The sequence below is a fragment of the Brachybacterium fresconis genome, from assembly GCF_017876515.1.
In the GTDB taxonomy this organism is placed as follows: domain Bacteria; phylum Actinomycetota; class Actinomycetes; order Actinomycetales; family Dermabacteraceae; genus Brachybacterium; species Brachybacterium fresconis.
In genome coordinates, this window is the sequence record NZ_JAGIOC010000001.1 from 2,607,995 (window position 1) to 2,619,222 (window position 11,228).

Annotated in this window: 11 protein-coding genes; 8 read left to right on the forward strand and 3 right to left on the reverse strand. The window is 73.4% G+C overall.

Annotation, left to right across the window (positions count from 1 at the left end):
• Window positions 1-3,519 carry a S41 family peptidase gene (locus JOF44_RS11730; protein ID WP_209891370.1) on the forward strand — a complete coding sequence of 1,173 codons (3,519 nt, stop codon included), beginning with the start codon at window positions 1-3 and terminating at the stop codon, window positions 3,517-3,519.
• Here JOF44_RS11730 and JOF44_RS11735 read toward each other — a convergent pair.
• Window positions 3,431-3,997, reverse strand: coding sequence for a MarR family winged helix-turn-helix transcriptional regulator (locus tag JOF44_RS11735; RefSeq protein WP_209891373.1), 567 nt, complete (start codon window positions 3,995-3,997; stop codon window positions 3,431-3,433). The two genes, JOF44_RS11730 and JOF44_RS11735, sit on opposite strands and share 89 nt — an antisense overlap.
• Window positions 3,998-4,103: 106 nt before the next feature.
• On the opposite strand from JOF44_RS11735, the gene JOF44_RS11740 reads away from it, so the two are divergent.
• A complete protein-coding gene (locus tag JOF44_RS11740) occupies window positions 4,104-4,478 on the forward strand; it encodes a VOC family protein (RefSeq protein ID WP_209891376.1) in 375 nt (124 codons plus the stop codon).
• A gap of 79 nt (window positions 4,479-4,557) precedes the next feature.
• Here the strand turns inward: JOF44_RS11740 and JOF44_RS11745 are convergent, their stop codons facing one another.
• Window positions 4,558-4,869 (reverse strand): hypothetical protein, encoded by a 312-nt coding sequence (locus JOF44_RS11745; protein WP_209891379.1) that lies wholly within the window; start codon window positions 4,867-4,869, stop codon window positions 4,558-4,560.
• Window positions 4,870-4,958: 89 nt separating this feature from the next.
• Between JOF44_RS11745 and JOF44_RS11750 the strand changes: the two genes are divergently transcribed.
• Together JOF44_RS11750 and JOF44_RS11755 are read left to right on the forward strand one after the other, a co-directional pair.
• Window positions 4,959-5,990: a LysR family transcriptional regulator gene (locus tag JOF44_RS11750; RefSeq protein ID WP_209891382.1), complete on the forward strand. Its 1,032-nt coding sequence runs from the start codon at window positions 4,959-4,961 to the stop codon at window positions 5,988-5,990.
• Window positions 5,991-6,135: 145 nt separating this feature from the next.
• Window positions 6,136-6,660 (forward strand): SRPBCC family protein, encoded by a 525-nt coding sequence (locus tag JOF44_RS11755; protein WP_209891384.1) that lies wholly within the window; start codon window positions 6,136-6,138, stop codon window positions 6,658-6,660.
• Window positions 6,661-6,666: 6 nt separating this feature from the next.
• Here the strand turns inward: JOF44_RS11755 and JOF44_RS20745 are convergent, their stop codons facing one another.
• Window positions 6,667-6,957 (reverse strand): DUF1905 domain-containing protein, encoded by a 291-nt coding sequence (locus tag JOF44_RS20745; RefSeq protein ID WP_342591766.1) that lies wholly within the window; start codon window positions 6,955-6,957, stop codon window positions 6,667-6,669.
• Window positions 6,958-7,165: 208 nt separating this feature from the next.
• Between JOF44_RS20745 and JOF44_RS11765 the strand changes: the two genes are divergently transcribed.
• The 4 genes from JOF44_RS11765 to JOF44_RS11780 all read left to right on the forward strand — a co-directional run bounded on the left by JOF44_RS11765 (window position 7,166) and on the right by JOF44_RS11780 (window position 11,084).
• Window positions 7,166-8,170, forward strand: a complete 1,005-nt coding sequence (locus tag JOF44_RS11765; protein WP_209891390.1) for a universal stress protein — start codon at window positions 7,166-7,168, stop codon at window positions 8,168-8,170.
• A gap of 37 nt (window positions 8,171-8,207) precedes the next feature.
• Window positions 8,208-8,906 (forward strand): hypothetical protein, encoded by a 699-nt coding sequence (locus tag JOF44_RS11770; RefSeq protein WP_245348927.1) that lies wholly within the window; start codon window positions 8,208-8,210, stop codon window positions 8,904-8,906.
• 148 nt (window positions 8,907-9,054) lie between these two features.
• Entirely contained in the window at window positions 9,055-9,723 is a 669-nt protein-coding gene (locus JOF44_RS11775; protein ID WP_209891393.1) for a copper chaperone PCu(A)C, read from the forward strand.
• Window positions 9,720-11,084 carry a Dyp-type peroxidase gene (locus JOF44_RS11780; protein WP_209891396.1) on the forward strand — a complete coding sequence of 455 codons (1,365 nt, stop codon included), beginning with the start codon at window positions 9,720-9,722 and terminating at the stop codon, window positions 11,082-11,084. The genes JOF44_RS11775 and JOF44_RS11780 overlap by 4 nt, the downstream gene beginning before the upstream one ends.
• Window positions 11,085-11,228: the final 144 nt, after the last annotated feature.

The window sequence follows — 11,228 nt, forward strand, 5'->3', positions numbered from 1 at the left end:
ATGCCATCGACCCCTGCTCATGCTGCCTACCTCCGCCATCCCGACGTCCGCGGCGACACCGTCGTCTTCACCGCGGCCGACGACGTGTGGCTCGCTCCCCTCGCCGGCGGCCGCGCCTGGCGCCTGACCGACGAGGGCGCCCCCGTCGCCCACCCCCGGTTCTCCCCCGACGGCGCCCACGTCGCCTACACCTCCCGCACCTCCGGCGGTCCCGAGGTGTGGGTCATCGCCACCGAGGGCGACACCGCCCCCCGCCGGCTGACCACCTGGGGAAAACCGTCCACGAAGCTCGTCGGCTGGCTGCCGGACGGCCGTGTCATCGCCTCCACCAGCTACCGCGCTCCCGTCGCCCGGGACGCGCAGCTGTGGGCGATCGACCTCGCCGGCCACGCGGAGCTGCTGCCCCTGGGCCGGTCCGGCGAAGTCGCGATCCATCCGTCGGGCACCACCGTGGTCGCCACCCCGACGGGTCGGGACCAGGCCTCCTGGAAGCACTACCAGGGCGGCACCGCCGCGAAGCTCTGGATCTCCCACGAAGACGTGGCGCTGGACGCCCCGCTCGCCGCGCACGCCGCCCGCGACTGGGAGCGCCTGCTCGACGACATCCTGGCCTCCAAGCGGCGCATCGCCTGGCACGGGGACCGCCTGATCTTCGCCTCCGACACCCCCGGGCCCACCGCCGCCCGCACCGACCGCGCCACCGCGAACCTGTGGTCCGTGGCGCTGGACGGCTCCGACCTGCGGGCCCACACCTCGCTGACCTCCGAGCAGGGCTACCTCCGGGAGCCCGCCACCGACGGCAGCACCATCGTGTTCACCTCCCGCGGCCGACTGTTCGCGATGGACTCGCTGGACGCCGCCCCGCGCGAGGTCGAGATCCTGGCCTCCGGCGTCGGCGCCGCCCGGCTGCCGCGCCCGGCCTCCCCGAGAGCGAACCTGCTGGCCATGCGTCCGGTGCACGACGCCCGCGCCAGCGTCGTCGAGTGGCGGGGCGGCGCCCATGCCCTCACCCACCGCGGCGGCCCGGCGCGGCTGCTCGCAGGCACCTGCGGTCTGCGGCTGCGGGAGGTCCGTCCGCTGGGCCGTTCCCCCTTCGCCCTGTTCGTCACCGACGCGGAGGCCCTCGCGGACCGCGAGACGGGCGGCGTCGGCTCCGACGTGCTGGGCCTGGCCCGCCTGGACGGGGGCGGCGAAGAGATCCGCTTCGACCTCGGCGACGTCGGCCGGATCCTGCACGCCATCCCGTCCCCCGATGGGTCCAAGGTCGCGATCTCCACCCACGACAACGTGGTGCGCCTGGTGACGCTGCGCGGCCTCACCGACCCGGCGAAGACCTCCCCGGCGCCCTCGAGCACCGGCTCCTCCCTGTGGGAGCAGGAGGGCGAGAGCGGCCCGGAGGCGCCCCGGCTCGATCACGTGCGCGAGGTGGGTCGCTCCACCGGCGGCGAGGTCGCGGACCTGGCCTGGTCCCCGGACGGCCGCTGGCTGGTGTGGTCCGAGCCGAACTCCTGGATGCTCAGCCGGCTGATGATCTCCGACTCCGAGGACGCCGAACCGATGGGCCGTGCGCTCACCTCGGGCAAGTACCAGGACGCCGCGCCGGCCTTCAGCGCGGATGGCAAGCACCTGGCGCTGCTGTCGCTGCGCACCTTCGAGACGGTCTACGACGACATGGTCTTCGACCTCGGCTTCGTCAACGCCGAGCGACCCTTCCTGATCCCGCTCGAGCGCTCGACGCCCGATCCCTTCGGGCCGCAGGCCGATGGCTGGGGCGCGAGCACCGAGGACGACGAGGCCGCTCAGAAGTCCGGCGACACGGACCCCGCCGGGCACGGCGCGGCGGGAGCGCATGCCGCGACCTCCGGCGCCGGCTCGGCCGCGGATCACCCGGCCGGCGTCACCAGTCCCTCCGGGGCCGACGAGGCGACGAAGCCGCCGGTCACCCGCGTGGACCTGGAGTCCATCGAGGAGCGCCTGGTGCCGTTCCCGGTGCTGTCGGGCTCCTACTCGCACCTGACCGCGGTCAGCGGCGGCTTCGTCTGGCTGCGCCACCCGCAGCAGGGCGTGCTGGGCTCCGCCCGCGCGGGCGTGGAGGGCGAGGAGCCCGGGCCCACGCTCGAGCACTGGGCCCTGGCCGACCGCAAGCTCACCGTGCTCGCGGAGGACGTCTCCGATCTCGCCGTCTCCGGCGATGGGGAGTCCCTGGTCATCAAGCAGGGCAAGAGCTGGGTGCAGGTCCCCGCCGCCCGGAAGGTCGAGGATGAAGACCCTGCCCGCGTGGTCATCGACACCGGCCGCCTGCGGCTGTTCGTCGACCCGGTCGAGGAGCGTCGCGGGATGCTCTGGGACAACTACCGGATCATGGCGCAGCAGTACTGGCGTGCGGACATGGACGGCATGGACTGGCACGCGATGACCTCCTGGTACGACCCGGTGATCGAGCGAGTGGTCACCGAGGACGACTTCCAGGACCTGATGTGGGAGGTCCAGGGCGAGCTCGGCACCTCCCACGCCTACGTGATGGGCGGCGTGTACCAGGCCGATCCCCCGATGCTGCCGGCCTACCTCGGGGCCGACATCGTCCCTCGCGACGGGCGCTGGGTCATCGACCGCATCCTGCCCGGGGACTCCTCCGACCCCGACGCCCGGTCCCCGCTGCTGGCACCGGGCGTGGCCGCCCAGGTGGGCGATGCGATCGTGCGCGTGGACGGGCGCGAGGTCGGCCCCGACGGCGGCGGCGTGCTGGGCCAGCTGGTCGGCTCCGCGGACACCCCGACGGAGCTGGTGCTCGAGCGGGACGGGGCCGAGCGCCGCGTCGCCGTCACCCCGCTCGCCGATGACGCCCCGCTGCGCTATCAGGCCTGGGTCGCCTCCCGCCGTGCCCGGGTCGAGGAGCTCTCGGACGGCCGCCTCGGCTACCTGCACATCCCCGACATGATCTCCTCCGGCTGGGCGCAGATGCACCGCGACCTGCGGGAGGCCTCCACCAAGGAGGGCATCGTGGTCGACGTGCGCTACAACAGCGGCGGCCACACCTCGCAGCTGGTCACCGACCGGCTGGCGCGGCGGGTGCTGTCCTGGGACTACCCGCGCCACGAGACGCCGGGCACCTATCCGCAGTTCGCCCCGCGCGGCGCGGTGGTGCTGGTGACCAACCAGGAGGCCGGCTCCGACGGCGACATCGTGAACGCCGTCTCCCGCGCGATGGAGATCGGCCCGATCATCGGCATGCGGACCTGGGGCGGCGTGATCGGCATCGATGGCCGCTACGACCTGGTCGACGGCACCGGCGTCACACAGCCGAAGTACGCCAGCTGGTTCGAGGGCGAGGACTGGGACATCGAGAACTATGGCGTCGAGCCCGACATCGAGGTGCCGCTGCCGCCGAACGCCTGGGTGAGCGGCGAGGACCCGCAGCTCCAGCGCGGCGTCACCGAGGCGCTCGCGCTGCTGGCCCGGAAGCCCGCCGCGACGGCTCCCCCGCTGCCCGCGCCGCGCTTCGGCCCCCGGAAGGGCTGAGCGCGGCTCGCTCGTCGGGCCCCTCGGTGTCGCTGTCCCCGAGGGCCCCGACGAGGTCGGTGAGGTGATGGACCAGCTCGTCCGGGATGCCCGGAGCGAGCGGAGAGAGCATGCGCTCCTCGATCCGGCGCACCCGAGCGTCCGCCTCGGCGAGCAGCTCATGACCCGCCGTGGTCAGCTCGGCCGGCAGCCGCCGTCCGCTCGGCGCCGTCGGGGGCCGGTCGATCAGCCCGCGCTCGCGCAGACCCGCGAGCACGGTGTTCATCGACTGCGGGCTGACGAAGGCCGCACGGGCGAGATCGGCGTTGGTCAGGCCGGGATTCTGATGCAGCAGCTCCAGGCACGAGTACTGCGAGACCGTCACGCCGAGCGGTCGCAGCTCCTGATCCATGCTCGACCGCAGCGCCGACTGCGCCTGCTTCACCAGGTAGCCCACCCGTCGGGCGAGCTCGCCGACGCTCTTCTCGGTCCGCTCCATGTCCTCCACCCGATCCTCTCCTCGATCTATATCAACATCTTGACATAGGTCGGCCGAAGGTGTTCTATATCAATGTCCTGATATAGATCGATCCACAGAGGTCACCATGACTGCCACCGGCCCGGATTTCCTCGCCCTGCAGGTCCACGATCCCGAAGTGGCTGCCCGGTTCTTCGAGACGCACCTCGGGCTGCACCGAGCACCGACCTCCCCACCCGGCGCGGTCGTCTTCCCCACCGAGCCGATCCCCTTCGCGGTGCGTGAGCCGCTGCCCGGCACCGATCCCGCGGCGGCCTCCCCCGGGCCGGGCCATGGCATCGCGCTCTGGATCGCCGTCGAGGACGCCGACGCCCTCCACACGCGCCTGACGGAGGCCGGCGTCCGGACCCTGCAGGAGCCGACGGATTCGCCGTTCGGGCGGATGTTCCCCTTCGTCGGCCCCGAGGGCTACGTCCTGACCGCCCACACCGCTGCGGACTGACCTGGCTGGTCGGCACCAGCAGACGTCGGCAGACCCTCCCTGCCGCCCACGCCCTGCAGCATCTCGCGGAACGTCGCACTCACCGCAGGATGGAGGCGGCGATCTCGGGATGGCGCAGCGCCAGATCCTGGTGCTCGACGGGATGAGGAGCCCGCGCCCCACCCGCCTCCCGCGAGGCGGTGCGGGCGACCGGATGGACGTCGTCGGGCTGCAGGTCGCGGGCGATCGCCTCGTTCCCGAGGGCGATGCGCTCCCGCGGCGTCAACGGGGCATCGCGCAGCTCGCGCGGGGCGACGATCCGGGTGGCGAGCAGTCGGGTGAGAACCCCGAGGACGACGGTGACGACGGCGATGAGCAGGATGAGGACGAGGCCGGTGAGTGCGGAAGTCATGCCTCGATCCTGAAACGCCGGACCCGTCAGGACAAGCGATGATTCGCGCCCCTCTGTTCAGTTCTGCTGAACGGACGTAGGATCCTCGCATGCTCGATCCCGTCAAACTCCGCGTCCTGCGCTCGGTCGTCGAGACCGGCAGCATCCGTGCCAGCGCCGAGGCGCTCGGCTACACGCCGTCGGCCGTCAGCCAGCATCTGTCCGCGCTGCGGCGGGCGACGGGGCTCGAGCTGGTCGAACGCACCGGCCGCGGGATCACGGTGACCGCTCATGCCAAGATACTGGCCGACGGAGCCGGCGTCGCCCTGGACGCCCTGAACGCGCTCGAACGGACCGCGAAGGACCTGCGGTCCGGACGCACCGGCACCCTGCGGCTCGGCTACGCCACCTCGATCGCCTCCAGCTGGATCCCGGAGCTCGCTCGCGACGTCCGGCGGCGGTATCCCGACCTCGGGCTCGAGCTCGTCCTGCGCGACTGCAGCTGCGAGGACCTGGCCGAAGCGGGGATGGACGTCATCGTGGGGGAGGGCACGGCGGACGCCGTCCCCGAGGACTGGGCGGTCCAGGACGTCCTCGAGGAGGGATACGTGGCGCTCGTCGCGCGCGACCACCCGCTCGCGGCGCAGTCGAGCCTGCCGCTCAAGGACCTGGCCGATCAGTCATGGGCCACGGACGATCCCATCGAGTCCTTCTGGTTCGATCGAATCGGCGCCGCCTGCCGAGCCGCCGGCTTCTCCCCCTGCGTCGAGGTGAACCCCGATGACTTCGCGACGGTGCTGGGCTTCGTCGCGACGGGCGACTACGTCAGCGTGCAGCCCTCCGTGATCGCCCAGGACCTGCGCTCGGACATCGTGGCGATCCCCCTGGACCCGCCCGCACCCCGACGCCGCCTGCGGATCCAGGTGCGCCACGCCGTCGCACACAATCCGGCGGCGCAGTACATCGTCCAGCGCATCCACGCCGCCGCCGAGCGCCGGGCCGCAGAGATCCCGGGCGCCGTCCACCTCGGCACGGGTGCCGTGCGCCCGCCGCGCAGGATCGCAGGCGACCAGGCGGAGGCTCCCGCCGCACCGCGGCCCGTCGTGCCCGCGGTACGGCTGCCGGGCGTCTCCGCGGTCTGAACCGGGACCCCACGGCCGCCTCACCGTCTCGCCCTCCGATCTCGCCGCCGGTGACAGAAGTCCCGCCCGGACCGGGGGAGCAGGTGGACAATGACGGGACATCGCCCTCGCCGCGCTGCCGCCGCGGCGCCCGGAAGGAGCCCCCGTGACCGCATCCGACATCGACCAGCGCATCGCCGATCTCCCGGTCGCGGTGGACCTCACGGAGGATGCCGTGATCCTGGAGGTCGACCTCTCCGGTACGGCCGAGCAGATCTGGGCGCACGTCACCGACCCGGAGCTCCTGGCCACCTGGTCCCCCATCGTGCCCGAGCGACCGCTGACCGAGGTCGGCCCCATGCTGTCCCGGGAGAGCCCGGACGCCGATCCGGTGACCACCGACGTGCTGGCCACGGCGGGCGACCATGCCCTCTCGCACCGCTGGGGCGATGACGTGTTGGAGTGGCTGGTCGACGAGGCCCGCCTGACGCTGATGATGAAGGTGGCGGCGCCGCAGTACGCGCCGACCTATCTGGCCGGCTGGCAGGTGTGCCTGGCGGTGCTCGACGCGCGCCTGGAGGGTCTCGACCAGGCTCGGATCGTCGGCCGGGAGGCGCTCGAGCACGGCTGGGAGGAGCTGCGCGCCCGCTACGCCGAGGAGCTCGACCTGCCGGACCAGCCCGCCGTGTGATCGCGCTCAGGCCTCGCCGATCAGCAGCCGGACCTCGATCTCGTCGCCGACGCCGACCTCCTCGGCACGTTGGACGACGGCCTTGACCGGCACCAGGTAGCCGCCCTCACGCGGGAAGAGGGAGGTCGTGAACCCGGTGTCGCCGATGCGGACCGTCGCCGGGATGCAGCCCCAGCCGTAGGTGACCCGGCGGGAGATCGCGCCGATCGCGTCGGCCTCCTCATCGGGCACGGGGGCGAACACGAACGGGGCGGGGCCGCGCCACTCGATCGTCGTGGTGGTGAAGAGGAGGTCCACACCCCGAGCGTAGACCTCCGCGGGATTCGCGCCCGCCCCACGGACGCCGCACCGGCCCGAGACCTCCGCGACGGCCTGCGGGCTCCCCGACTTCCCGGGACCTCTGCCGCTCCGGTGACCGGATCGGTCGCTACCATGGAGACATCGGCGGCGGCCGAGCACGGGGGCACCGTCGTCGGATATCGAGCGCCCCCGGCAGGAGGCTGTGATGAACGACGACATCCGCGCCTCGGACTCGCCCATCCCCTACGACCCCGCCGCCCGCGAGCTCGGTGTCCTCGTCGGCTTCGACGGCTCCGACCAGGCGGTCCTGGCCCTGCACTACGCGGCGCGCGCCGCGCAGCGCCTCGAGGCCCGCCTCAGCGTCGTCACCGCCTACACGGTCCCGCCGATGGTCTACGCCAACATCGCCTCCATGCCCGCGGAGACCGAGGGCGACGCACGCAAGGCGGCCGCCCACGAGCTGCTGGAGGAGGCCCGCGTCCACCTGCGCGGCTACCCGGGTGAGGTCTCCATGGCGATCGAGGAGGGCGACGCCGCCGGAGTCCTCGTGCGCCTCTCGGTCGACGCCCAGCTGGCCGTGGTCGGAGCGCGCGGCCGCGGCGGCTTCCTCGGTCGACTCCTGGGCTCGGTCTCCTCGGCGCTGCCCGCGCACGCCCACTGCCCCACCGTCGTCGTCCCGCGGCACTACAAGATCGGGGTCGGGGACGGCGCGGAGCGCTTCGCCCCTGTCGAGGACGACGCCCCCGTGGTGGTCGGCGCGGACCGCTCGCCGCGCAGCCACGTCGCCGTCCTCCTGGCGGCCGAGGCGGCGCAGAGCCGCAACGCGCCGCTGCACCTGGTGATGGCGATGCCTCCGCCGGACAACTGGGGCGGCGGATACGGGATGTCCGTCCCGGACCCCGGGATGATCGAGAAGCACCGCCAGGAGCTCGCCGAGGAGCTGACCCGCTACGCCGGCACGCTGCGCGAGCAGTACCCATATCTGACGGTGACCAGCGAGGTCGAGCTGGCGGATCCGGCGACGCAGCTGGTGGCCCACTCCTCCCGCGCGCAGCTGGTCGTGGTCGGCACCCGCGGTCACGGCCGGGTCGCCAGCGTCCTGCTGGGCTCGGTCTCCCGCTCCGTGCTCCATCAGGCCTCGGGACCGGTGCTGGTGGTGCCCGAGCTGGACCCGTCCCGCATCGAGGCCGACCCGCGCCGTCCGCGCTGACCGGTCCCCGGCCCGCGCGTCCGTCGGGAGGAGCACAATGGAGGTCGTGCCCCCGAGCCGCTCTCCCCTGCGCCTGCTGCGCGGGACCGTCGCCGCGACGCTGGCCACCTCGGTCGCCCTGGGCGGCCACCTGGTGGGCGGCGGCGCGATGCCGTCCTGGCTCGGCGTGGCGCTGCCGTGGTGGTTCTCGGTCGCGGCGTGCACCGTGCTGGCCGGCTCGCGCTTCTCCCTGGCGCGCATGAGCATCGCCGTCGTCGCCAGCCAGGCCCTGTTCCACGGACTGTTCATGGCCGGCACCCCTGGGGACCCCCGCGTCCAGCTCGTCGCCCCACCCGGGTCGCACCTCGACCACGCCGCGCACCTCGCCGGTTCCGGTTCCGGGTCCGGGCAGTCCGTTCCTGCGACCCACGCGGGGCGCTCGGGGGTCGCCTCGGCGACCGAGCACGCCCTGCACGGCGCTCATGCCGATCTGCGGATGCTGCTGTGGCATCTCGTCGCCGCCCTGGTCACGGCGTTTCTGCTGCATCGTGGCGAGGCCATGCTGTGGCGATCCTTCTCCCTGATCGGGCGGCTCCTGGCCGTCCTGGGGACACCGCGCACCCTCGCCCTCCCGCCGACGTCCCCGCTGCCGGCCCCGGCGCGGGTGGGGCTCGAGACCGCCCACGTGCGCCCTGCTCGGCGCGCCGTCCTCACTCCTCAGCTGCGGCGGGGCCCGCCGTGGGTCCTGGCCGCCTGAGCCGCGTCGGCGCGCTGCGCCGCCCCTCAGGTCGCCCTCCCGGAAGATCACCCCGCCCCGGCCCCGTGCCCCGGCGGTTCCCTCACGCTCCCCGCCGCCTGCGCCCTGCTGCCCGGCGGTTCTCGGGAGCCCCCTGGAAGGACCCCTGATGCCCCGTACCGTTCCCACCCGTCCCCTCCGTCCCACCCCTCCCGTCCATCCGGCCCGCACGCGTTCCGCCGGCGGGCTCTCCCGTAGGACCGCGCTGGCCTCCCTGGTGCTGCTGCCCCTGGCGGCCTGCGGCGCCGGTGATGCGGGGAAGCCAGCTCCTGACGAGGATTCCGCAGGCTCCGACGGAGGCGGGGTCGACGCCACCGCTTCCGGCACGATCACCGTCACCGATCCCTGGGTCAAGGCCGCTGAGGACGGCATGACCGCCGCCTTCGGCACCGTCGCCAACGGCACGTCCGGGGATCTCGTCCTGACCGGCGTGACCACGTCGGCCTCGAGCGAGGTGCAGCTGCACGAGACCTCCCCCGACGGCTCCGGCGGCATGAGCATGCAGGAGAAGGAGGGCGGCTTCGAGCTTCCCGCCGGCGAGGAGCTCGTGCTCGAGCCCGGCGGACACCACCTCATGCTCATGGACCTCACCGAGCCCCTGCGGCCCGGAGACCAGGTGGAGCTGACGCTGGTGTTCTCCGAGGGCACCGAGCACCCGTTCACCGCCACCGTCAAGGACTTCTCCGGTGCTCAGGAGCATTACTCCCCCGACGACGAGGAGGGGGCGGAGCCCTCGGACGGCGGCCGGGAGCACGCCGAGCATGGGGAGGATTCATGACCCGGCCGGACGAGCACGGTCCCGGTCACGACGATCCCGCTCGGCCACGTCCCGCTGAGTCGACGTCCTCCCCTCCGCCCCCCGCACGGCACCCGGGCGAGCCGGGCCGGCCGGGCGCCCCGGAGGAGACCTCCCCGCACCGGCCCGGTCGCCGGCAGCTGCTGCGCGCCGGGACCGTCGGCGCCGGCACGCTCGGAGTCGGAGCCGCCGCCATCGGCCTGGACCGTGCCCTGCGGGATCCGGCGGCATCCGCGGCACCGGCAGAGCAGGCCGGACCGACGCTGCACGGCGAGGAGACCGTCCCCTTCCACGGCGCCCACCAGGCCGGGATCGAGACCGCGCCGACCGCGTCCGCGACGTTCCTGGCACTGGACCTGCACCAGGAGGTGGACCGCGAGGGCGTGCTGCGGATGCTGCGGCTGCTGACCGACGACGCCGCGCGCCTCACCCAGGGCAGGCCGGCTCTGGCGGACACCGAGCCGGAGCTCGCCGGCAGACCGTCGCGTCTCACGATCACCGCCGGCTTCGGGCCGGGTCTGATGGAGCGCGCCGACCGGGAGGCCCCGCACTGGCTCGCTCCCCTGCCGGCCTTCTCGATCGACGCCCTCGAGGATCGCTTCACCGGTGGGGATCTGCTGCTGCAGGTCGCCGCCGAGGATCCGTTGACCGTCTCCCATGCGGCGCGGATGCTGCTCAAGGACGCCCGGGCCTTCGCCTCGGTGCGCTGGGTGCAGCGGGGCTTCCGCCGCGCCCAGGGCACGCAGGCACCCGGCTCCACGATGCGGAACCTGTTCGGACAGCTCGACGGCAGTGCGAACCCACAGCGGGGCAGCGAGCACTTCGCCCAGGTCGTCTGGATCGACGACGGACCCTTCACCGGCGGCACCTCGATGGTGCTGCGCCGGATCCGGATGGACCTCGACGGCTGGGACGAGGCCGACCGGATCGCCCGGGAGAAGTCCACCGGCAGGTCCTTGGACGACGGGGCGCCGCTGAGCGGCGGCACCGAGACCTCGCAGGCCGACTTCGAGGCCGTCTCCGACAACGGCTTCGCGGTGATCCCGGAGTTCGCCCACATGCGTCGGGCCCGCGGCGTCGACGAGGGTGAGCACCAGGAGATCTACCGTCGGCCGTACAACTACGACGTGCCTCCGCCGGCGGATTCCACGGCGCTGTCGGAGTCCGGCCAGCTGTTCGCCGCCTTCCAGGCGGATCTGACCGGTCAGTTCCTGCCGATCCAGCAGCGCCTGGCGGACCTGGACCTGCTGAACCAGTGGACCACCCCGATCGGATCAGCGGTGTTCGCGATCCCCCCGGGCTGCACCGAGGGCGAGTACCTGGGGCAGTCGGTGCTGGCGTAGGCAGGGCCCGTCTTCGGCCGGGCCGGGCCCGCGGGTCAAGGCCGGGCCGGGCGCGCGGGTCAGGGCCAGGCGCGCGGGCTCCTCACAGGCGGGTCAGCACCTGCGGGACGTCAGCGGCACGCGCTGCGCCATATCGACAGCGCG

What these genes read in the sequence shown, in the direction of transcription:
- JOF44_RS11730 (WP_209891370.1), top strand. Translation starts at nt 1, where the DNA reads ATGCCATCGACCCCTGCTCATGCTGCCTACCTCCGCCATCCCGACGTC.
- JOF44_RS11735 (WP_209891373.1), bottom strand. Translation starts at nt 3,997, where the DNA reads ATGGAGCGGACCGAGAAGAGCGTCGGCGAGCTCGCCCGACGGGTGGGC.
- JOF44_RS11740 (WP_209891376.1), top strand. Translation starts at nt 4,104, where the DNA reads ATGACTGCCACCGGCCCGGATTTCCTCGCCCTGCAGGTCCACGATCCC.
- JOF44_RS11745 (WP_209891379.1), bottom strand. Translation starts at nt 4,869, where the DNA reads ATGACTTCCGCACTCACCGGCCTCGTCCTCATCCTGCTCATCGCCGTC.
- JOF44_RS11750 (WP_209891382.1), top strand. Translation starts at nt 4,959, where the DNA reads ATGCTCGATCCCGTCAAACTCCGCGTCCTGCGCTCGGTCGTCGAGACC.
- JOF44_RS11765 (WP_209891390.1), top strand. Translation starts at nt 7,166, where the DNA reads ATGAACGACGACATCCGCGCCTCGGACTCGCCCATCCCCTACGACCCC.
- JOF44_RS11770 (WP_245348927.1), top strand. Translation starts at nt 8,208, where the DNA reads ATGGAGGTCGTGCCCCCGAGCCGCTCTCCCCTGCGCCTGCTGCGCGGG.
- JOF44_RS11775 (WP_209891393.1), top strand. Translation starts at nt 9,055, where the DNA reads ATGCCCCGTACCGTTCCCACCCGTCCCCTCCGTCCCACCCCTCCCGTC.
- JOF44_RS11780 (WP_209891396.1), top strand. Translation starts at nt 9,720, where the DNA reads ATGACCCGGCCGGACGAGCACGGTCCCGGTCACGACGATCCCGCTCGG.